Source organism: Shewanella sp. BJSY2023SW007 (assembly GCF_047314525.1).
Taxonomy (GTDB): Bacteria; Pseudomonadota; Gammaproteobacteria; order Enterobacterales; family Shewanellaceae; genus Shewanella; species Shewanella chilikensis.
The window spans coordinates 23,603-43,682 of record NZ_JBKORL010000037.1; the positions used below are offsets into that span (position 1 = coordinate 23,603).

Genomic DNA, 20,080 nt, shown 5'->3' on the forward strand with positions numbered 1-20,080 from the left:
ATTGATAATTCGACAAATTTAACCTGTTGATAAGTAGGTATAAAACAGGGGCCATATGGCCCCTGTTAACCAATCATATCTCTTGGTTAATAAGGGTGATGTACTAGCATCGCACCTTATTATTCAGCTTCGATGAAACCGTCTTCTTCAGCTTGAACAGCCAGGTCCTGACCACGGCCAGCTTTGGCAGCAGCAGCTACAGACTCAGCATACAAACGGATTGCACGCATAGCGTCGTCGTTACCAGGAATGATGTAGTCAACGCCATCTGGAGCAGAGTTGGTATCTACTACGGCAACAACTGGGATACCCAGGTTGTTGGCTTCTTTGATAGCGATGTGTTCATGGTCGGCACCGATAACGAAAATGGCGTCTGGCAGACCGCCCATGTTCTTGATACCACCCAGAGACTTCTCAAGCTTTTCCAGCTCACGGGTACGCATCAGCGCTTCTTTCTTGGTCAGCTTGTCGAAAGTACCGTCAACAGACTGGGTTTCCAGATCTTTCAGGCGCTTGATTGACTGACGAACGGTTTTCCAGTTGGTCAGCATACCGCCGAGCCAGCGCTTGTCCACGTAGAACTGCTCGCAAGATACGGCAGCTTCTTTAATGGCTTCACTGGCAGCGCGCTTGGTGCCTACGAACAGGATTTTACCTTTCTTGGAAGCAATGTTACTGATGAAAGCCAGAGCTTCATTGAACATTGGCACAGTGTGCTCGAGGTTGATGATGTGTACACCGTTGCGGGCGCCGAAGATGAAAGGCTTCATCTTAGGGTTCCAGTAACGGGTTTGGTGACCGAAGTGTACACCGGCCTGGAGCATATCGCGCATTGAAACTGTAGTCATTTTCTATACCTTAATTTAAGGGGTTAGACCTCCACGCATCCCATGTCTTCGACCCTTTGGCCAAGCCGCGGGCACCCCGAAGAATGTGTCGATACGTGTGTGATTTAGTATTTGAGTTAAATGCCATGTATAATGGCCGCCATCTTTACTCTGACCTGCCGACAAAATGGGTTTCCCCATCAAAGGCAGCCCGACTTGAAGCTAATTCGAACTCATAGAGTCGTCAACTCAAAGTCACTTAGAGTCAAACATAACGGCGCGCTTTATACCATAAATCGCCGGCAAACACAAACTTTTTACCGCTCTCATGTCGGCCTTAAACTCAGTTCAAAGCCGCGTCAGCAGCGTTATTTTACCGTTTCACAAACAAGGTGAATTGGCCTTGGCCAAGGCACTCGTTATTAAGAGAAAGCCCCATGAGTATAGTCATCAAGACAGCAGAAGAAATTGAGAAAATGCGCGCCGCCGGCAAGCTGGCCGCCAATGTGTTGGAAATGATAGCCCCACACGTCAAGGTCGGGGTCAGTACCAACGAACTCAATGATATCTGCGCCAAATACACCGAAGAACAAGGCGCCATCTCTGCGCCACTCAACTACCACGGTTTTCCCAAGTCCATCTGCACCTCTATCAATGAAGTGATCTGCCACGGTATTCCCAGCGATCGCGTGCTCAAGGACGGCGATATTCTCAATATCGACATCACTGTCATCAAGGATGGCTATCACGGCGACACTTCCAAAATGTTCCTTATTGGCGATGTCAGCCCGAAAGATCGCCGCCTGTGCCGCATCGCCCAAGAAAGTCTCTACGCCGCCATTCGTAAAGTTCGCCCCGGCATGCAGCTGGGCGAAATTGGCACCACGGTTGAGAAGTTTATCAAGGCCAGCAAGTCAGGCCTGGACAAGTATTCAATCGTGCAGGATTACTGCGGTCACGGCATAGGTGCCGGCTTCCACGAAGAACCACAGGTAGTGCACTACAAAAACAACGACAAGACCATACTGCGCCCCGGCATGTGCTTTACCATTGAGCCGATGATCAACGCCGGTCGCCATACTTCTGTATTGAACAAGGATGACGGCTGGACTGTCACCACCTCAGATGGTAAAAATTCAGCTCAGTGGGAACATACTCTGTTGATCACCCAGACCGGCGTAGAAGTTCTGACGCTGCGCGCCGAGGAAGATTTCCCGAGGATCATCAATCACGCCAAATAAGGCGTCACCCAAGGAATAGAATGAGCACAGCGCTGGCAGCCAAAACGGCACTTTGTGAGCAAAATCAGGCCCTGTTTGACAGGTTTACCTCGCGAGAAAAGATAGTCGAACTGGTTACCAGCCGCTGTCGCTTTGTCGATAAGCAGCTGATTGAACAATGGCAGGTCGAAGGGTTGGATGCTTATCCCATCGCCCTTATCGCCGTTGGCGGCTATGGCCGCGGCGAGCTGCACCCCTATTCAGACATAGATCTGCTGTTTCTGGTGGATGACAACCTGGACCCGGCAGCCGAGAGCAGGCTCAGCGCCTATATCGCCTTTCTCTGGGACGCTGGTCTTGAAATAGGCCATAGTGTCAGAACCCTGAAAGAAACCCTGCAGCAGGGTCGCCAGGACATCACAATAGCCACCAACCTATTGGAAGCCAGGTTGCTTACCGGCCCGGAAATCCTGTTTGATACTCTCTATGACGCGATTCGCGAGCACCAATTCTGGCCATCGAACGAGTTTTTCAGCGCCAAGCGCGATGAACAGCGCGCCCGCCACGCCAGGGCCAACGCCTTCGACCTCGAGCCCAATATCAAGACCTGCCCCGGTGGCCTCAGGGATATTCAAACCATAGCCTGGGTCGCCATGCGCCACTTCGATGCCGCCAAACTCGAAGAGTTGGTCGGGCACGGTTTTCTGGAGCAGGCCGAACTCGAAGAGCTGCTGGAGTGTCAGCACTTCCTCTGGGAGCTGAGGTTTGCCCTGCACCTGGCATCGGGCCGCGACGAAAACCGTTTACTGTTTGACTTGCAACGCCAAGTAGCCGGCCTCATGGGTTACGAAGACGCTACCCAACTGGCTGTCGAGCAGATGATGAAGCACTATTACCGCACAGTGCGGCGGGTGATGGAGCTCAACGAGATGCTGCTGCAACTGTTCAAACGCGCCACCTTGGGACATACCCAAGCGCTGGAAATCCAGCCTATAGATGAACACTATCAGCGTCGCGGCCGCTTTATCGAGGCGCTGGACTTGGCGCTGTTTGACGATCCGGAAGAAATCGTCAGGCTGTTTTTGCATGTGGCCCGCAATTCCAACATTCAGGGGATTTACGCCCCAACCCTGAGGGCACTGAGAAGAGCCAGACGGGCCCAGCCACAACCTCTGATGGCCCGGGAGGGCTGCCGCAGGGTATTTATGGAAATTCTCCGCCATCCTCGCGGTATTGCCGCTCTGTCGCTGATGCACAAACACGGGGTGATGTCGGCTTATTTACCTGCCTGGCGCGCCATTGAGGGCCAGATGCAGTTCGACCTCTTCCACGCCTACACTGTGGATGAACACACCCACAGGCTGCTGCTCAATATCGACAAATTTGCCCAGGCAGAACAGAAAGAGGAATTCCCACTCGGCTCGGTACTGATCAATCAGTTGCCAAAAAAGGGGCTTCTGGTATTGGCGGCCATTTTCCACGACATCGCCAAGGGGCGCGGCGGCGATCACAGTAAGCTCGGAGCCGTCGATGCGCTGGAATTTTGCAAACTGCACGGCCTCAACGACCACGACGGCCGCTTAGTCAGCTGGTTGGTGGAGAATCATCTGTTGATGTCGATTGTCGCCCAGCGGCGGGATATTTCCGATCCGGAAGTGGTCGCCGACTTTGCCGATAAAGTTCGCGATGCGGTGCACCTGAGTTACCTCTACTGCCTGACGGTAGCCGATATCTGTGCCACCAATGAAAAAACCTGGAACAACTGGAAGGGCTCTCTGCTGAGGGATCTCTATTTTGCCACTCAGAGGGTGCTTGCCCGCGGCAAAGAAAAACCGGTGGATATTCGTGCTCGGGTGCGGGAGCATCAAGCCAAGGCCAAGAAAGAGTTGCTGCGGCGCGGCTTCAAGGAAAAAGCGCTGGATCTGTTATGGCAGAGATTCAAGGCCGATTACTTTTTGCGTCATCAACCCAATCAAATCGCCTGGCACGCCGAAGCCATTCTCAAGCACAAGCAGGATGAACCTCTGGTGATGGTATCCAAACACACCACCCGTGGCGGCACCGAGCTGTTTGTCTACTGCCAGGACAAACCCAAGCTGTTTGCCACTGTGATGGCGGTGCTGGACAACAAGAATATCAATGTTCATGATGCCAACATTATGACATCCAAGGACAATTACGCTCTGGATACCTTTGTGATCCTCGAGCAGGACGGCAAAGCTGTCAGTCAGCTATCGCGGATACAAAGCATACGCAAGGCCCTTGACAAGGCGCTCAGTGGCGAACAACCCAAGCTCCCGCGCTTTCGCAAGTTGTCGCGCAAGATGAAACCTTTTAAAGTTCCGACTCAGGTCAGTTTTCTGCCGACCCGCCGCCATGGTACAAGTATGATGGAACTGATAGCCTTGGATAGCCCGGGTCTGCTGGCCAAGATAGGTGAAACCTTCTATCGCTGTGATGTCACCCTTCTGGCGGCCAAGATCACCACGATAGGCGAGCGCGCCGAGGACTTTTTTATTCTACAAACCAATCAGGGACTGGCACTGGATGAAGCCCAGCAACACAGGCTGAAAGAGTCACTGATCAGTGCCCTGTCCCAATTCGGGACCCCAACAACCTAAGTAAACGGGAGAAACCAATGGAGGCTTTACGCCAACGTATTGAGGCGGCTTTTGAAGCTCGCGCACAGATAAGCCCAACCACAGTTGACGCCGAGCTGCGTGCCGACGTGGAACGAGTGATTGACATGCTGGACAGAGGAGAGGCCCGAGTGGCCGAGAAACTGGACGGCCAATGGCATGTGCACCAATGGCTCAAGAAAGCCGTTTTGCTGTCTTTCCGCATCTTCGACAATGGCGTAATCGACGGGGCCGAAACCAAGTATTTCGACAAAGTACCACAAAAGTTTGCCGCCTATGATGAAGCGCGTTTTCGCGCCGAAGCCATACGTGTCGTGCCACCTGCTGCAGTACGTAAAGGCTCTTTCATCGGTAAAAACACTGTGCTTATGCCCTCTTACGTTAACCTGGGCGCCTATGTAGATGAAGGCACCATGGTCGACACCTGGGCCACGGTTGGCTCCTGCGCACAAATTGGCAAGAACGTGCACCTCTCCGGCGGTGTCGGCATCGGTGGCGTACTTGAGCCACTGCAGGCCGGCCCGACCATTATTGAAGACAACTGCTTTATCGGTGCCCGCTCTGAAATAGTTGAAGGCGTAGTAGTCGAGGCAGGCTCAGTGATCTCCATGGGGGTCTATATCGGCCAGAGCACTCGCATCTATGACCGCGAAACCGGTGAAATTCACTATGGCCGGGTTCCAGCAGGTTCTGTGGTGGTGTCAGGCACCCTGCCATCCAGTTGCGGCAAGTACAACCTTTACGCCGCCATCATAGTCAAGAAGGTAGACGAGAAGACCCGCGGGAAAGTGGGTATCAACGAACTGCTGCGGATGGTCGACTGACCCTTGCCCTCGGGAGCTAACCTCGAGCAATAAACGCTTTATTAGGTCAGTATCCCCATCTATGTGTCTGTCTGCTCTGCCCATAAGGGCACAGGCAGACACATTTACTTACCAAGAGACAAACTTCCACACCTTGGGACACGCCCTGCCCAAACAGCAACAACTGCTGACAGAAAGCCTCTATTCAATCACTGGAAAATGCCGCTGCTGCGACTGTACTTAAGTGGTACTTGAAGCATCCCGAAAAGGAGCAAGCCATGAACATTTGCCAACGTACCCGCACCGGCGCCGTATTACTGGCTGTGGCCGGCCTGAGCTTTGGCTCTCTCAGTGCCCAGGCTGCAATGGATCCTTATATTGAGCAGGCGTTGATCCAGGTCTGTAAGTCCAGTGCCAGCAACAGCATGATAGAATTTTCCACCACCCTGCGTGAGTACCGGATCAATGAACAGCGAGTGTTCCCTCGACTGGTATGCAATGGTGAGTCACTGCATCAATTTGCCATGAGTCATGGCGCCGATCGCACCGCCAAAAAGATTGGCCGCTTCCTGCCCGGCAAAGTGACCATTTCCGATATGGCTATGATCCCAGAGGAGGAAAAACTCTACGTGAGTTTCCGCTGAATCTACTGAGCCCCAAATACTCGGGTTAAAATACCAAGGTCTTGTTGCCGTACACCACGACCTGTTCGTTGAGTACCAGCGCCAGAGCCCGGCTGAGAACACTTTTTTCCACATCTCGGCCGGCTTTGGCCATATCTGCCGCGCTGTAACTGTGATCCACAGGGATCACATCCTGCTTGATGATAGGTCCCTCATCCAAACAGTTATTCACAAAGTGTGCCGTGGCACCAATAATTTTCACCCCGCGCTCCCACGCCTGACGATAGGGATTGGCGCCGATAAAGGCCGGCAGAAAGGAGTGATGAATATTGATTATCTTATTGGGATACTGCTCGACAAACTCTGGGGTGAGTACTCGCATATATTTGGCCAGTACCAGGTACTCAGGCTGGTAGCCGGCAATAATTTCCAACATGGCACGCTCGTGGGCGCTGCGATCCAGCCCCTGATGGCTGACGTGATGAAAAGGCACCTCAAACTTAGCCGCCAGCGGTGCCAGTGTGTCGTAGTTGGCCACTATGGCGGCGATTTCCACATCGAGGGCACCATAGTAGGTTTTCATCAAGAGATCACCGAGGCAATGGGCCTCCTTGGTCGCCAGCACCACTATGCGCTTGCGTCCGGCATCCACCAGTTTCATATGGTTTTGCTTGGGCAGTACCTCGGCCAACTCCTTTAGCAGCTTAGTTTCATCGAATTCGCCTTCAAGTTCGGTTCGCATGAAAAAGCGCCCCTGTTGATTATCGACAAACTCGTTGTTCTTGATGATGTTCAGTCTGTGCTGAAAGCACACTCCAGTCACTCTGGCGATAAGCCCATATTCATCGGCACAATCAATCATCAGTATTTTGCGTGGCATATCGGTTCCTGTCGCAGTATCAAAGTTTGAATATGCCACAGTCTCGCCGCTGGTGCGCTTAAAATTTATTCATTGAAAGCAGCTCGTTATCCCCGGCTGGCCTGACGACTATCCAGATACCTTTGCAAAAGCCCTCTCAAGGTCTCGGCCTTGGTGCCAAACACCACCTGGACGCCCTGCCCTACCACTATCACGCCCTTGGCACCCAATCCCAATAGGCGGGATTTATCCACTAGCTCAGGACGTTCGACGCTCAGGCGCAAACGGGTCATACAGGCACTGAGGTTGCGGATATTGGCGGCGCCGCCAAGGGCACCTATCATGGCCAGCAGATTGCCGCCCGAGGCATTTTCCGGCTCCAGCCGCCCCGGCGTCTTGAGATTGAATGCCATAATGGAAGCACGGAAAATCAGGTAATAGATGACAGCTGTCAAGGGACCCAGGATCAGAAACCAACCGGCGTTGGCAGATTGATGCCACAGAAGAGCAAAATCCAGCAAACCGTTGGAAAACACCAGCCCATAGTGAATATCGAGCCAGATACAGACTGCATAAGCCAGCCCAGTCAGCAGTGCGTGCACCAGATACAGCAAAGGCGCCACAAACAGGAAGGCAAACTCAATCGGCTCTGTCACCCCGGTGAGCCAACTGGTGGCCGCCGCCGACAGCATGATGCCTGCCACCCGATTGCGTTCACTCTTGTCGGCACAGCGCCAAATCGCCAGGGCCGCCGCCGGCAGACCCCACATTTTGATGAGATAGCCCCCGGCCAGATTGCCGGCCTGGGGATCGCCGGCAAGGTAGCGCGCCACTTCGCCTCTGAGCCATTGACCATCCTGATAATACTGCCCAAGTTCCAGGTAGAAAGGCGCATTCCAGATATGGTGCAGCCCAAGTGGCAACAAAAGGCGTTCCACTGTGCCATAGATGGCAAAGGCCAGCTGCGGCTTTTGATACACAGCCCAGTTGGAGAACACCTCAATATAGTGAGCCAAAGGTGGCCAGATAAGCGCCAACAAATAAGCCAGTAACATAGCCAACGGCAGCATCAGCAATGGCGCACTGCGGCGGCCCTCAAAAAAGGAAAAGATAGCCGGCAAACGCAAGTGACGACTCATGGCCATCACCAGGCAGGTCATTACCCCGAGCAACATACCACCGGCTATACCTGTATCTATGGTCTCCACTCCGAGCCAAACCGAGGTATGCACGGGGTTTTGCGAGGAAAGCAGCGATAAAGTGGAATTGAATACCCCAAAACCGAACGCTGCGCTGAAGGCGGCAATCCCCTGATCGCGGCAAAAACCTATGGCAATGGCGATGGCAAACAGCAGCGGCATCATAGTGAAGATGAGATTGCCTGTGGTGGCAAACAGCTCATTGAGCGAAGGAGACAAAATACCTGTCGGCGTACTGGCCAGGCCTTTCATCACCCCGGCAGCGGGCAGGATAGCTATGGGGACAAGCAGCGCCTGACTCAGGCGCTGAGCAAACTTAAACCAATGTTGTGAAAAGCCTTTCAGGCGCCCGCTTCTGTTTTCAGCAGGGGTAGCCAGTTGTTGAGCCATTCTTGAGCCTCGACCTCGGGTTCCATGGTTTCGCAGGCATCAATCTCCAAACGCTCACCGATACGTTTGGCACCAAGCTCCGCAAACAGTTCATCCAATTGTTTACCGGCACCACAGAAGGTCTCATAGCTCGAGTCTCCCAGGGCAATAACCCCGTATCTAAGCTCTGGTAAGTAGGGGGCCGTATCTTTCAGTTCCAAAAACCAAGGCAAAATATCATCCGGAAGATCCCCTTGCCCGGTAGTGGAAGATATCAGCAACAAATACTCATCGGCAGTCGGTACATACCCTTTAAGCTCATGACTTTGCCAAAGTTTGGCATCCACACCATGAGTCTGGAGCTGCTTCTGGAGCGTCTCGGCAACAAACTGGGCATTACCATAGACAGTTCCAAACACCAGGTTCACTTTTTTCATGTTATACTCTGCACCTCGGAGCCAATATTCATTGTTCTCCACCATACTGTATCGTCTGCTTATGCTGCAAGCATAAGCATCAACAGACACCAAGCCGACACGCCATTGGCGATAAGGAAACGCAGCGATGCGACAGAGCAGCAGACAGAAACTTCAGAAGCAACATCAAAGGGCAACTCATGTGCGCCGTATGTGTTACTTTAGAGCCGCTCAACAAGACCAACACCATGCCCACTATCCACTCGACGCCTACCGTCCCTTGCTTGACATGATGCACCAGCGCACCAATAAAGACGAAACCTAAGGAAGGTGCGAACAAGTCCCATGTGTGCCACGAGGACTTATTCGCACCTTCCCTAAGCCAGCAGTAAACCGCTGTCTGACTCAAGCTGGGACTCATCCCAGCCCAGGCCATCGAACACTTGCTGCCATTCGGCCTCCGGCTCTGTCACTATGGTGACGGGTTCGCCTGTCTTTGGGTGAGTGAAGCTCAAGCTCTGAGCCAGCAACCATAAACGGTTGAGACCAAAGTGTTCACGAAAGAAACGGTTTTGCTTGCCATCGCCGTGGGTGGTGTCGCCGATAATGGGGTGACGCAGATGTGCCATATGCCTTCTGAGTTGATGCTTTCGTCCGGTTAACGGCGAAAGGCGCATCAAGGCGAAACGACTGCTGGGATACCGCCCTGATGGGAAAGGGATCTCAGCATTGAGTAGCGGCGCATATTGAGTAATGGCATCCTGGGCTTCCTTGTTGTGATCGGCCTGTTTATCGGCCACGGCATCGAGCTCTTCTTTGAGTGGATAGTCGAGCGTACCGGCTTGGTGCATATTGCCGCGCACCAGGGCCAGGTATTCCTTACGCGTCTCGCGCCCAGCAAACTGCTGACACAAAATAGCAGCAACTTCACTGCTCTTGGCAAACAACAGGACGCCCGAGGTCGGCCTATCCAACCTGTGCACAGGAAACACGTGGCAACCCACCAGATCCCGGGTCAGCTGCATGGCAAAAAAACGCTCTTTTCGCGCCAGATAGGTTCTGTGCACCAGCAATCCGGCCGGTTTATGAATGGCAACCAGGTGTTCATCTTCATAGAGGATACGGATCTCGGGGCATTCTTCATCCACAGGAGTCAAAGGTTGCTCCGAAAGCTCGGCTTGAAGCTGAGTCTCATCTTGCTTGTTTGGTAAGGAGTTCATCCAAGGCTCTCAACAAAGTGATCAAATTACGGTAGGTGGGCGCTTCACCCCAAACGTGCTCGGCCATAGGCGCAGTTGCTATGGACGATGGCAACGGCATTTGTGCTTCTATCAGTAGGCGCATTTTCGGCAACAGAATAAACTGCAGCCAAGCTTCAAACGCCATGCTATCGCAGGCAAAGGGCACCTGGCTGGTCAAGGCTGCCTCGTCTGGAGCAGTTGTGCTCCACATTCCCAGCGCTTTCAATTCGACCTCTAAGGCCAACAGGAGTTTTTCAGTCGCCAGAAAAGGCATCTGTTACCTCGCAGATCCAAAACAATAAATTGGCGTCAATCATACCATCGGGCCAAGCTTATCCCTATAATGCACCGCATTTGTTGTACAAGAGTCAAACGAGCATGGACAGTATCACTACCCTCAGCGAACTTCTCAGCGCCGCCAACACCCAATATCAGGTCTATGATCTCGGCCGCAGGGTGCAGCACATAGATCCCATGGCTTTTCATCAAATAGAAGCCCTTCAAAGCCCCTACCCCTTTCCCATTCAAGGGCACGCCCAGTTTGCCCTGGTGTTCTGGGATGGCAGTAATCAGCAGTATATCTGGTTCTTGAAATTACCCTTGGATGAGCGCGGACTCCTGGTCCCCGCTGCGCGTAGCCAGTTTATTCAGATGCTGCTTGAAGCCATGGGGGAAAACCTGACCCGTGAACTGAGTGAAGCCCAGCAGCAACAGATGGCCAATCACCCCTTCAGTTTCAAGCCATCGCAGGAAAAATTGGCCCTGTTCAACGCCTTGGTGCGTAAACAATTGGGACAAGCCGCTTCGGTACAGTATGAATATGCCTGCCAATACCTGAGCGGCAAGGTGGCTGCCGATAACTGGCAACATCTGGGACTGCAAGGGCTGGCGGATATCTGTGCCCGGGTCAATGAACTGGACCACTCAGCCCTGTTGCAGCAAGGATTGAACAAAGGCGCCACCGAGGTGCAGATTGCCCTTTGCCAACAATTGGAACATATATTGCTGCCTGAGCCGCTTGCCGAAACGATCTTCCAGGCATTCAAAGAAGCTGCCCCTGAGCATAAGGTTTACTTCCTTCGCGCCTTGGCGTCTCACCCGGGACTCTGCCAACAGGCGATAACTGAGCTGGACAAGCAACAAACGCTAAATATTGATGCCCTGGTCGCCATCGCCGCCCGCTGCTGGCTTAGTCTGAAACAGGATGAATGCCGCAAAATTTATCTCGAGGCTTTGGCTTTGCAGGAGCAAAGCTTCTTTAATCAAATCTTTGCTGATATTGTGGCCATACCCGGGATACGTACCCAGGTATTGAGCGAACTTCGCAATCCTCACCGCAGTGACCGCCTATCCGGCGCCATTGGCGGTCTGTTCAGGGCGACCACAGAATGATGACAGATTTTCTACTGATCGCAGCGCTGGTTATGATTGCTGCGTTTTTCTGGCAGCTGCGACAAATGGCCGAACTCAGCCGGGTATTTGCCGAGCGGGAATGCCAACGACAAAAGGTGCAGATGCTGGCCATTGCCATGGAGTCGGCGCGTCCCAGCATAGGTGGCAAGAATGGTCTGTGCTGGAAGGCACGCTTTATGTTTGAGTTCAGTACCGATGGCATCAACCAGTATCGCGGCCATATTCTGATGCATGGCAAACAGATCCAGAAAATTGAATGGCCAATATTTCCCGAACCCGAGTGGCATGAAGCGCCAACGGCCAGGGGCAGCGTCGGTGGCGGCTGTGGCTCACGAGGGGGGTGCAGTTCGGGTAAGTGCCGTTGAGGTCCTCCCTACCGCTGAAAGCAAGTGAGGCTTGTTCTGCCATTAAAATTCAGAGTATTGAACGACTGAGTTTATCTATTAAGCTGTCTTTTGAAATATTAAGCCATCAAAGCCTGATGTGCAGATACTCCCGAGGTCAAAGCCTCAAAATAAGAAAGGGCGCGACAATTAAGCCGCGCCCATCTGTTTCTCTGTTAAGCCTTCCAGCTATTAAGTTGCTTCCCTGCACCATCCATGCGTCTGCCGTGCGTCCTGCGCTCCCTGTACCATCCTGGTGAGTCCCTGTACTTGCGTACCTGTTCCCTTAGTCCCGATTATCCCTTGATCGGGCCTTGCTCTATCCTTAAGCGTGTCCAGTACCGTCCTTGCGCATCCGTTCAATACATCCTGTTTCGTCTTCCTGACGCTGACCACATTCCTTGGGTCAGTACCTTTCCCTATTTGCCATCATCCTGATAGGCATCTTCCTTGAATCATCCTTGGACCGAGTTCCTCACGGTTGAGATCATCCTGACCTTGCTCCCTGAATCATCCTTCTCCTTGGATAATTTAAATACTAATCCAATCCGGGCTCAGGAGTTGTACACAAACCGTTCAATAACTCATGTAACTTTTTTGCAGCAATTAAAGTGGGTTTAATAAGTAATTAATTTTAAATGGTTTAATTATTTTCCAGCGACAAAACCTGCTGTTTAACTCTTGTTTGTCTCACAACCTTGTGAGACATCTCGCACACAAGACCCGGCTTTAATGGAAAACGATGTGTAGCAAAAAACATATCGCCTATAAATCTGCAACAGAATTACTCAAACATCAATAATCTCAATAAGGGATAAAGGTGTCGCCCTAAAATACGTTAACGCTTTTCTATAAAAGCCGCTTGTCAGGAACTTACCGCCCCATATGCCATATTTAGAATTTACATTCCCAAGCAGAGCGCTTTGGTTGCGGTAGGGGAAGTTTCTAATAAAAACATTCATCAGGCATAGCTGAATGTACGCCTTCGGCTATGAAGGAGGTTTAGGGCTGAAAACAAAAACCCGCCATATAGGCGGGTCTCTGTGCGAACACTTGCGTCTTTATGTAGCGGCTTACTTAGTAGCCAGCTTCTCACGGATACGTGCAGACTTACCTGAACGCTCACGCAGATAGTAAAGCTTGGCACGACGAACGCGACCACGACGCTTAACTTCAATGCTGGAAATCAGTGGGCTGTGCGTTTGGAAAGCACGCTCAACACCTTCACCATTAGAGATCTTACGTACGGTAAATGCAGAGTGCAGACCGCGGTTACGCTTAGCGATAACCACGCCTTCAAAGGCCTGCAGACGCTCTTTGTCACCTTCTTTAACACGAACCTGAACGACTACGGTATCACCGGCACCGAACTCAGGTACGTCTTTTTTCATTTGCTCATCGTTGAGCATTTTAATGATGTTGTTCATAACTTACTCCGTTCTAGAATTAACTGAGCTGCGACTAGGCTGAGTCCATTGCGTCAACGAACTGCGCTAATAGAGTCGTCTGTTCGTCAGTCAGAGCTAGATTTTCAAATAATTCTGGTCGTCGCTGCAGTGTTCTTATCAAACTCTGCTGTAGACGCCAGCGTCTAATTTGTTCGTGGTTGCCGCTGAGCAACACCGCCGGAACATCCAGTCCATCGAGACATTCAGGCCGGGTATAGTGAGGACAATCCAATAATCCGTCAGAGAAGGAATCCTGCTCTGCCGAGGCCTGTTTGCCCAGCACGCCGGGAACCAGTCTCGAAACCGAATCTATCAGGGTCATTGCCGGCAATTCACCGCCCGAGAGCACGTAATCACCAATCGACCACTCCTCATCCACTTCCGTCTGAATGATGCGCTCATCGATACCTTCGTAGCGACCGCACACCAGGATCAGCTTGGATGATAGTGCCAGCTCAGATACGCCTTGCTGAGTCAGCTTGCGTCCCTGAGGTGACAGATATATCACCTTGGCTCCCTCACCTGCCGCAGCCTTGGCTGCATGAATGGCATCGCGAAGGGGCTGAACCATCATCAACATTCCTGGACCACCACCATAAGGTCTGTCGTCCACTGTGTTGTGTCTGTCATGGGTGAAATCCCTGGGATTCCACGTCTGTACTTCCAGCAGGCCATTCTTCACGGCCCGACCCGTCACGCCAAAGTCTGTTACTGCTCGAAACATCTCCGGGAACAGGGTGATTACCCCTAACCACATAAGCTGTTTCCTCGACTCAGAAGTCCGGATCCCAATCCACTAAAATCTGTTTTGCCGAAACGTTCACCTCTTTGATGAACTGTTCGGTGACAAAGGGGATCATACGTTCCGCTTTGCCAAAGCTATCTTTGGCGTTGGCTTTCACCAGCAAGACGTCGTTGGATCCTGTTTCCACGATCTGATCGACCTTACCCATGTTGTAGCCCTTGGTGTTGATCACTTCGCAGCCGATAAGATCGCGCCAGTAGAATTCATCTTCCGGCAGGTCTTTCATCTGCTCAGGCAAGATGCCGATCTCACAGTTAGTGAGCATCTGCGCCCGCTCCCGCGTCTCTACCCCTTCAAGTGCGGCAACAACCGCCTTGCCCTGATAGCGCCACTGGGTGACCTTCACTTCACGCCATTCGCCCTGCTCTTTAATGAGCCAAGGTGAATAGTCAAAAATACCTTCAACAGAATCGGTATAGGCGGTGATTTTCAGCCAACCTTTAATGCCATAGCTGGAACCAAGTTTGCCCAACACGATTGGCTGTGGGTTACTGCTCATCAATCTATACCTTAAACGCTATTAAGCAGCTGCTTTACGAGCGTCTTTGATCAGTTTTGCTACGCGTTCTGTAGTTGCAGCACCGTTTGAAACCCAGTGCTCAACACGGTCCAGATCCAGGCGCAGAGTTTCTTCCTGGCCTTTGGCCAGAGGGTTGAAGAAACCTACACGCTCGATGAAACGACCGTCACGGGCATTGCGGCTATCAGCAACAACGATGTTGTAAAATGGACGCTTTTTCGCGCCACCACGAGCTAAACGAATGGTAACCATGCGTTCTTTATCCTCTAATGATTTGCTTTTCAGCAAAAATAAAAACTGGAACCCCGTGTTCGCGAAGAGTCCCAGATAGAAAGCCGGAAGATTTTACCTGACTTTCGGGCGATTGCAACCGATCCCGGCTAATTTTACAACGCCCATTCACAGCTTATCCCAAGCGGGACAATAGCTAAGAACATCAAGTAAGGTCATTTTGTATCAGCGACCGGGGAACTTCATTCCCGGGGGCAACATGCCGCCCAGGCCGCGCATCATCTTATGCATGCCGCCTTTGGCGGACATTTTCTTCATCATTTTCTGCATCTGGGTAAACTGCTTCAGCAAACGGTTTACATCTTGAATTTGAGTACCGGAACCGGCAGCGATGCGGCGTTTTCGTGAGCCCTTGATCATATCCGGACGCTTACGTTCATTTGGCGTCATGGAGTTAATAATAGCCTCCATTTGGCCTGTGAGCTTACCGTTTTGCACCTGAGCCAAAGCATCGGGAGGCAGTTGACCAACACCGGGTAGTTTTTCCAGCATCCCCATCATGCCGCCCATATTCTTCATCTGCTGCAGCTGCTCACGGAAGTCTTCAAGGTCAAAGCTGCCGCCGGACTTCACTTTAGAGGCCAGCTTAAGGGCTTTTTCCTTATCAACACCGCGTTCAACTTCTTCGATGAGCGACAATACGTCGCCCATCCCCAGAATACGGGAAGCTACCCTGTCTGGGTGGAAAGGCTCGAGCGCATCTGTTTTTTCACCCACCCCCAGGAACTTAATCGGTTTACCTGTGATATGGCGAATGGACAGGGCTGCACCGCCTCTGGCATCACCATCCACCTTGGTGAGGATCACCCCGGTCAGCGGCAGCGCTTCATTAAAGGCCTTAGCGGTATTGGCCGCATCCTGACCTGTCATGGCGTCAACCACAAATAGAGTTTCAACCGGCTTGACCGCGGCGTGCAGTGCCTTGATTTCATCCATCATCGCCTCGTCCACATGCAGACGACCGGCGGTATCCAGAATCACTACATCGATAAACTTACGCTTGGCGTAAGCGATGGCGGCATTGGCGATATCCACCGGCTTTTGGCTGACGTCCGATGGGAAAAATTCGACTTCGACTTCATTGGCCAGGGTTTCCAGCTGCTTAATCGCCGCCGGACGGTATACGTCGGCACTGACCACAAGTACAGACTTCTTCTGTCTGGTACGCAGGAACTTACCCAGCTTGGCAACACTGGTAGTTTTACCCGCACCCTGCAGTCCTGCCATCATCAATACAGCAGGTGGCTGAGCAGCCAGGTTGAGAGCCTCGTTGGCTTCCCCCATGGCTTTTTCCAGTTCACTCTGAACGATTTTGACAAATACCTGCCCAGGGGTCAGGCTCTTGGCCACTTCCTGGCCAACGGCACGCTCTTTGACGCTGCTGACAAATTCCCGCACCACAGGCAGAGCCACATCGGCCTCTAGCAGTGCCATACGAACTTCGCGCAGGGTGTCCTTCACGTTCTCTTCAGTCAAGCGACCCCGACCACTGATATTTTTCAGGGTGCGGGACAATCTGTCGGTGAGATTCTCAAACATCGTCCAGTTCTATACCGTTTATGAATGTAAAATGATGGGGCATATTATAACTATAGCCGGGGTATTAATGCAGCCCTGTTCTCAACATGGGGTTAAATAGACGCTTATCAAGGTACAAATGAATGTTTTTGACGGGAACCAATTACCCTTTATTACGCACTAATCTACCGGGCACTGAGTAATTTTGTCGTCTAGGTCACTGCCCAATTACCAGTGGCTCATGTTATTCTAATACCAGCAAGTTTTCTAAAGCTGCCCACAGAGGCCAATTACACATAAGGATAGGTTAATCCCAGATGGTCATTCTCTCTGCTGCCGCGATGTTTTTCTACAGCATAGCGCTGATATTAGTGACAAGCCGCTTGTTTCACGCCGAGGGGCCCAATCGCCGCGCCGTTGCCGGTTTTGCCGCTTTGGGTGTGATTCTGCACGCTGCAGCCTTGTACCAGGCGATCTTTACTGTCGATGGCCAGAATTTCAGTCTGACCAATGTAATATCTATGGTGAACTGGATTATCGCCCTGGCCTTTACCTTGGTACTTTCCCGTATCAAGGTCATAGTGCTGGTACCTGTGGTGTACGCCTGCTCTGTGATATCCGTATCCCTGCTATGGCTACTGCCACCTAAGTACATCACTCATTTTGAACTGCACCCAGAAGTATTGGTCCATGTGGTGTTGTCGCTAATGGCCTACAGTGCCTTGATGATAGCAGCGCTTTACGCCATACAACTGGCGGTAATCCAAAATAAGTTAAAGAAAAAGCAACTGATTTTGAACCCCGCGCTTCCGCCACTGATGACGGTCGAAAAGCAGCTGTATCATCTGATCATCATAGGGGTGATTCTGCTGAGTCTGTCACTGGCCACCGGCTTTATTTTCCTTGATGACATGTTTGCCGATGGCAAGGGCCACAAGGCGGTACTTTCCATTCTGGCTTGGTTCGTCTATATCGCTATGCTGTGGCAGCAATATACTCTGGGTTGTCGTATCCGCACGGCAGTAATCTACAGTCTGACCGGTGCCAGCCTGCTCTCCCTGGCTTACTTTGGCGCCCGCATCGTCAAAGAACTTATCCTGAGTTAATCTGAATTAAGTCGGGCAAGGCTAGACCTTTGCCTGACTTGACACTCCATCCAATTGCCAGTATTTACTAACTTTCGCTATTCCTGACGGGGCCCCTTTTTGGACGATATATCGACCGGCATACTCCTGATAATTCTACTGCTGTTAATCCTGATTTCGGCTTATTTTTCCGGTTCGGAAACCGCCATGATGACCCTCAACCGCTACCGGTTACGTCATCTGGCCAATAATGGCCACAAAGGTGCCAAACGCGCCATCAAACTACTCGACCGTCCCGACAAACTCATAGGCCTGATCCTCATAGGCAATAACCTGGTTAATATTCTCGCCTCCTCAATCGCCACTATTTTGGGTATCCGACTCTGGGGCGACTTAGGACTAGCCATCGCCACAGGGGTACTGACACTCGTGGTATTGGTGTTTGCCGAAGTGACTCCCAAAACTGTAGCTGCACTGCACCCAGAACGCATCGCCTTCCCTTCAAGCCTGATACTCAAGTGGTTGTTATGGCTGTTTTTGCCTCTGGTCAAAAGCGTCAACATCATCACGTCTTTCATACTCAGACTGATGGGGATCCGCACCATACGTACCGATGACGCCCTGAGCCAGGAGGAACTCCGCACTGTTGTGCATGAAGCAGGAGCCCTTATCCCAAGGCGCCACCAGGAGATGTTGTTGTCAATTCTGGATCTGGAAAAGGTCACAGTGGAAGACATCATGGTGCCCCGCTCCGAACTCTACGCCATTAATGTCAATGATGACTTCAAGAGCATTAACAAACAGGTTATTCAGAGCCCGCATACCCGGGTACTCTTGTATCGTGACAACATAGATGATGCCGTGGGTTTTGTGCATCTGCGTGATGCGTTAAGACTGCAATCCAAGGAACAGTTCAGTAAATCTTCCCTGCTGAGGGCTGTAAAAGAGCTGTACTTTATTCCCGAAGGCACGCCGCTCAACGTGCAATTGGCCAACTTCCAGCACAATAAGGAACGCATCGGCCTGGTGGTGGATGAATACGGTGATATTCAAGGTTTGGTGACGCTGGAGGATATTCTTGAAGAAATCGTCGGCGACTTTACCACTTCCATGATCACCACTCCCAGCGAAGATATTACCCCGCAGCAGGATGGCAGCTTCCTGATCGATGCCACCATCAATATCCGCGACCTCAACAAAGAGATGGAGTGGGACTTTCCCACCGACGGCCCCAAGACCCTCAATGGTTTGATCCTGGAATATCTGGAGGAGATCCCCCAGGCCAACACCAGCCTGCGGCTCGCAGGTTACCCGATGGAAGTGGTAGAAGTGGCCGACAACATGATCAAAACAGTACGGATCATGCCACAATTTTATCGCCCATCCTGACACTCAACTTGCTTTGAACTAAGTCATTGGGCAGTTTTGGCTGCCCTTTTGGCGGCTTCCAATGCCCGGCGTTTATCTCGAGCAATAGCGGTAATAGTGTTATCCAACTCCTCTTCCAGTCCCAGCATAAAAAATACTTCGGCCATCAGGAAAAACGGGCCAATAAGCAGCTGGTTGAGATCATCGATAAAGGCCGGTTTGGCCTTTTCATACTTGTGACCGATAAACTGGAATATCCAACCTATAACAAAAACGGTTATTCCCAACCAGATACTGGCATAGCCCAGGTTATAGAGCCATTCAGTTGTCAGAATCACTGGCAGGATAAACAGCGCCAGTCCCAGCGCCAAACGCCAATGCAGCTTAATGTAATAGACCATGACCCCGACAGCCAGCAGCATGGCTATGCTGAACGTACCTTCAACAAAAGGCAGACGCCATAGCGACAGCATTAAAAATACTGACCAGATTATCAATGGGATACCAATAAAATGGCTTTTGATATTGGTGGGGTTCAGATGCACACTCTTATAGGTGGACAACTGCTCAACAGCCGACTTCATAATACTCTCCTTGGTTTTGTTATTATTCTCCTCCCGCTGAGCAGGGACCTCGAGTGCCTGGGTAATGAGTCACAGCGCTCATAGCAAACGCTTACTTATGCTTCAGCCACCAATTATCAAAGACAATTTAGGCCAATTAATGGTTTGAGATTAACGCAACACCTCCTAGGTGACAATAACTCCCCATCATTGAACAACTTGCACAAAGCTATCCAAGTAACTTTGTTCGGTTTACCTCCAGAAGCTAATGCATCGTCAATATCATTAGCCAAATCAGTCATTCCTCTACCCTCAGAGATAGCTCATCCTGACGACGTAAATGACACTGTGAACACCTCGAACAATAACCCAGAATAAAAAGCCGACCCTGGGGTTAATGCCGTTCACTTAGTGTGAACGGCATTTTTCTTAGGCTTAATGGGATACTTGTTTTTACTCATTTTTAACGCACGTGGATAGGCTCTATCCC

At 51.5% G+C, this 20,080-nt stretch carries 21 protein-coding genes; 9 read left to right on the top strand and 12 right to left on the bottom strand.

Annotated features, from left to right (window positions below; genetic code table 11):
• Positions 1-119: 119 nt before the first annotated feature.
• Entirely contained in the window at positions 120-848 is a 729-nt protein-coding gene (rpsB, locus tag ACMHXE_RS06950) for a 30S ribosomal protein S2 (protein ID WP_025010979.1), read from the bottom strand.
• 416 nt (positions 849-1,264) lie between these two features.
• Between rpsB and map the strand changes: the two genes are divergently transcribed.
• The 4 genes from map (at position 1,265) to ACMHXE_RS06970 (ending at position 6,133) form a co-directional block, all read left to right on the top strand.
• The gene (map, locus tag ACMHXE_RS06955; RefSeq protein ID WP_101055392.1) at positions 1,265-2,068 is read left to right on the top strand and encodes a type I methionyl aminopeptidase; all 804 of its coding nucleotides are present in this window, start codon (positions 1,265-1,267) and stop codon (positions 2,066-2,068) included.
• A gap of 20 nt (positions 2,069-2,088) precedes the next feature.
• Positions 2,089-4,668: a bifunctional uridylyltransferase/uridylyl-removing protein GlnD gene (gene glnD / locus ACMHXE_RS06960; protein WP_413731796.1), complete on the top strand. Its 2,580-nt coding sequence runs from the start codon at positions 2,089-2,091 to the stop codon at positions 4,666-4,668.
• A 17-nt stretch (positions 4,669-4,685) separates the two neighbouring features.
• A complete protein-coding gene (gene dapD / locus ACMHXE_RS06965) occupies positions 4,686-5,510 on the top strand; it encodes a 2,3,4,5-tetrahydropyridine-2,6-dicarboxylate N-succinyltransferase (RefSeq protein WP_101055396.1) in 825 nt (274 codons plus the stop codon).
• Positions 5,511-5,767: 257 nt separating this feature from the next.
• On the top strand, positions 5,768-6,133 hold the full coding sequence (locus ACMHXE_RS06970) for a DUF3718 domain-containing protein (RefSeq protein WP_101055398.1): 366 nt from the start codon (positions 5,768-5,770) through the stop codon (positions 6,131-6,133).
• A 25-nt stretch (positions 6,134-6,158) separates the two neighbouring features.
• Here ACMHXE_RS06970 and purU read toward each other — a convergent pair whose 3' ends face one another.
• From purU to ACMHXE_RS06985, 3 genes are all read right to left on the bottom strand, one after another.
• A complete protein-coding gene (gene purU / locus ACMHXE_RS06975; protein WP_101055400.1) occupies positions 6,159-6,992 on the bottom strand; it encodes a formyltetrahydrofolate deformylase in 834 nt (277 codons plus the stop codon).
• 86 nt (positions 6,993-7,078) lie between these two features.
• A complete protein-coding gene (locus ACMHXE_RS06980; protein ID WP_101055402.1) occupies positions 7,079-8,560 on the bottom strand; it encodes a PTS transporter subunit EIIC in 1,482 nt (493 codons plus the stop codon).
• Entirely contained in the window at positions 8,512-8,976 is a 465-nt protein-coding gene (locus ACMHXE_RS06985; RefSeq protein WP_165565389.1) for a flavodoxin, read from the bottom strand. Before ACMHXE_RS06985 ends, ACMHXE_RS06980 begins: the two co-directional genes overlap by 49 nt.
• Positions 8,977-9,103: 127 nt before the next feature.
• On the opposite strand from ACMHXE_RS06985, the gene ACMHXE_RS06990 reads away from it, so the two are divergent.
• On the top strand, positions 9,104-9,280 hold the full coding sequence (locus tag ACMHXE_RS06990) for a hypothetical protein (protein WP_099049524.1): 177 nt from the start codon (positions 9,104-9,106) through the stop codon (positions 9,278-9,280).
• A gap of 52 nt (positions 9,281-9,332) precedes the next feature.
• On the opposite strand, the gene truC is transcribed toward ACMHXE_RS06990, so the two are convergent.
• Both truC and ACMHXE_RS07000 read right to left on the bottom strand, forming a co-directional pair.
• The gene (gene truC, locus ACMHXE_RS06995; RefSeq protein WP_413731799.1) at positions 9,333-10,175 is read right to left on the bottom strand and encodes a tRNA pseudouridine(65) synthase TruC; all 843 of its coding nucleotides are present in this window, start codon (positions 10,173-10,175) and stop codon (positions 9,333-9,335) included.
• Positions 10,147-10,470 carry a YqcC family protein gene (locus tag ACMHXE_RS07000; protein ID WP_101055406.1) on the bottom strand — a complete coding sequence of 108 codons (324 nt, stop codon included), beginning with the start codon at positions 10,468-10,470 and terminating at the stop codon, positions 10,147-10,149. The genes truC and ACMHXE_RS07000 overlap by 29 nt, the downstream gene beginning before the upstream one ends.
• A gap of 104 nt (positions 10,471-10,574) precedes the next feature.
• On the opposite strand from ACMHXE_RS07000, the gene ACMHXE_RS07005 reads away from it, so the two are divergent.
• The gene (locus ACMHXE_RS07005) at positions 10,575-11,588 is read left to right on the top strand and encodes a DUF3549 family protein (RefSeq protein WP_101055408.1); all 1,014 of its coding nucleotides are present in this window, start codon (positions 10,575-10,577) and stop codon (positions 11,586-11,588) included.
• Positions 11,585-11,974 carry a DUF3301 domain-containing protein gene (locus ACMHXE_RS07010; protein ID WP_101055410.1) on the top strand — a complete coding sequence of 130 codons (390 nt, stop codon included), beginning with the start codon at positions 11,585-11,587 and terminating at the stop codon, positions 11,972-11,974. The genes ACMHXE_RS07005 and ACMHXE_RS07010 overlap by 4 nt, the downstream gene beginning before the upstream one ends.
• A gap of 1,091 nt (positions 11,975-13,065) precedes the next feature.
• Here ACMHXE_RS07010 and rplS read toward each other — a convergent pair.
• From rplS to ffh, 5 genes are all read right to left on the bottom strand, one after another.
• Positions 13,066-13,419, bottom strand: a complete 354-nt coding sequence (gene rplS / locus ACMHXE_RS07015) for a 50S ribosomal protein L19 (protein WP_025010567.1) — start codon at positions 13,417-13,419, stop codon at positions 13,066-13,068.
• 34 nt (positions 13,420-13,453) lie between these two features.
• On the bottom strand, positions 13,454-14,197 hold the full coding sequence (gene trmD / locus ACMHXE_RS07020) for a tRNA (guanosine(37)-N1)-methyltransferase TrmD (protein WP_101055414.1): 744 nt from the start codon (positions 14,195-14,197) through the stop codon (positions 13,454-13,456).
• Between the two features lie 16 nt (positions 14,198-14,213).
• On the bottom strand, positions 14,214-14,744 hold the full coding sequence (rimM, locus tag ACMHXE_RS07025; protein WP_025010565.1) for a ribosome maturation factor RimM: 531 nt from the start codon (positions 14,742-14,744) through the stop codon (positions 14,214-14,216).
• Positions 14,745-14,765: 21 nt separating this feature from the next.
• Complete coding sequence (gene rpsP, locus ACMHXE_RS07030) at positions 14,766-15,017, bottom strand: 30S ribosomal protein S16 (RefSeq protein ID WP_025010564.1); 252 nt, start codon at positions 15,015-15,017, stop codon at positions 14,766-14,768.
• Between the two features lie 204 nt (positions 15,018-15,221).
• Positions 15,222-16,595: a signal recognition particle protein gene (ffh, locus tag ACMHXE_RS07035; RefSeq protein WP_039034760.1), complete on the bottom strand. Its 1,374-nt coding sequence runs from the start codon at positions 16,593-16,595 to the stop codon at positions 15,222-15,224.
• A gap of 296 nt (positions 16,596-16,891) precedes the next feature.
• Between ffh and ACMHXE_RS07040 the strand changes: the two genes are divergently transcribed.
• Together ACMHXE_RS07040 and ACMHXE_RS07045 are read left to right on the top strand one after the other, a co-directional pair.
• Positions 16,892-17,680, top strand: coding sequence for an inner membrane protein YpjD (locus ACMHXE_RS07040; protein ID WP_101055416.1), 789 nt, complete (start codon positions 16,892-16,894; stop codon positions 17,678-17,680).
• A gap of 99 nt (positions 17,681-17,779) precedes the next feature.
• Positions 17,780-19,048 carry an HlyC/CorC family transporter gene (locus ACMHXE_RS07045; RefSeq protein ID WP_165565390.1) on the top strand — a complete coding sequence of 423 codons (1,269 nt, stop codon included), beginning with the start codon at positions 17,780-17,782 and terminating at the stop codon, positions 19,046-19,048.
• 23 nt (positions 19,049-19,071) lie between these two features.
• Here ACMHXE_RS07045 and ACMHXE_RS07050 read toward each other — a convergent pair whose 3' ends face one another.
• Positions 19,072-19,611, bottom strand: coding sequence for a DUF962 domain-containing protein (locus ACMHXE_RS07050; protein WP_101055418.1), 540 nt, complete (start codon positions 19,609-19,611; stop codon positions 19,072-19,074).
• Positions 19,612-20,080 lie beyond the last annotated feature (469 nt).

Coding starts and splice junctions, on each gene's coding strand:
- ACMHXE_RS07005 (WP_101055408.1), top strand. CDS start 10,575: ATGGACAGTATCACTACCCTCAGCGAACTTCTCAGCGCCGCCAACACC.
- ACMHXE_RS07040 (WP_101055416.1), top strand. CDS start 16,892: ATGGTCATTCTCTCTGCTGCCGCGATGTTTTTCTACAGCATAGCGCTG.
- ACMHXE_RS06980 (WP_101055402.1), bottom strand. CDS start 8,560: ATGGCTCAACAACTGGCTACCCCTGCTGAAAACAGAAGCGGGCGCCTG.
- purU (WP_101055400.1), bottom strand. CDS start 6,992: ATGCCACGCAAAATACTGATGATTGATTGTGCCGATGAATATGGGCTT.
- ACMHXE_RS07050 (WP_101055418.1), bottom strand. CDS start 19,611: ATGAAGTCGGCTGTTGAGCAGTTGTCCACCTATAAGAGTGTGCATCTG.
- ffh (WP_039034760.1), bottom strand. CDS start 16,595: ATGTTTGAGAATCTCACCGACAGATTGTCCCGCACCCTGAAAAATATC.
- rpsB (WP_025010979.1), bottom strand. CDS start 848: ATGACTACAGTTTCAATGCGCGATATGCTCCAGGCCGGTGTACACTTC.
- trmD (WP_101055414.1), bottom strand. CDS start 14,197: ATGTGGTTAGGGGTAATCACCCTGTTCCCGGAGATGTTTCGAGCAGTA.
- rpsP (WP_025010564.1), bottom strand. CDS start 15,017: ATGGTTACCATTCGTTTAGCTCGTGGTGGCGCGAAAAAGCGTCCATTT.
- dapD (WP_101055396.1), top strand. CDS start 4,686: ATGGAGGCTTTACGCCAACGTATTGAGGCGGCTTTTGAAGCTCGCGCA.
- ACMHXE_RS07010 (WP_101055410.1), top strand. CDS start 11,585: ATGATGACAGATTTTCTACTGATCGCAGCGCTGGTTATGATTGCTGCG.
- map (WP_101055392.1), top strand. CDS start 1,265: ATGAGTATAGTCATCAAGACAGCAGAAGAAATTGAGAAAATGCGCGCC.
- rplS (WP_025010567.1), bottom strand. CDS start 13,419: ATGAACAACATCATTAAAATGCTCAACGATGAGCAAATGAAAAAAGAC.
- truC (WP_413731799.1), bottom strand. CDS start 10,175: ATGAACTCCTTACCAAACAAGCAAGATGAGACTCAGCTTCAAGCCGAG.
- ACMHXE_RS06985 (WP_165565389.1), bottom strand. CDS start 8,976: ATGAAAAAAGTGAACCTGGTGTTTGGAACTGTCTATGGTAATGCCCAG.
- ACMHXE_RS07000 (WP_101055406.1), bottom strand. CDS start 10,470: ATGCCTTTTCTGGCGACTGAAAAACTCCTGTTGGCCTTAGAGGTCGAA.
- glnD (WP_413731796.1), top strand. CDS start 2,089: ATGAGCACAGCGCTGGCAGCCAAAACGGCACTTTGTGAGCAAAATCAG.
- rimM (WP_025010565.1), bottom strand. CDS start 14,744: ATGAGCAGTAACCCACAGCCAATCGTGTTGGGCAAACTTGGTTCCAGC.
- ACMHXE_RS06990 (WP_099049524.1), top strand. CDS start 9,104: ATGCGACAGAGCAGCAGACAGAAACTTCAGAAGCAACATCAAAGGGCA.
- ACMHXE_RS06970 (WP_101055398.1), top strand. CDS start 5,768: ATGAACATTTGCCAACGTACCCGCACCGGCGCCGTATTACTGGCTGTG.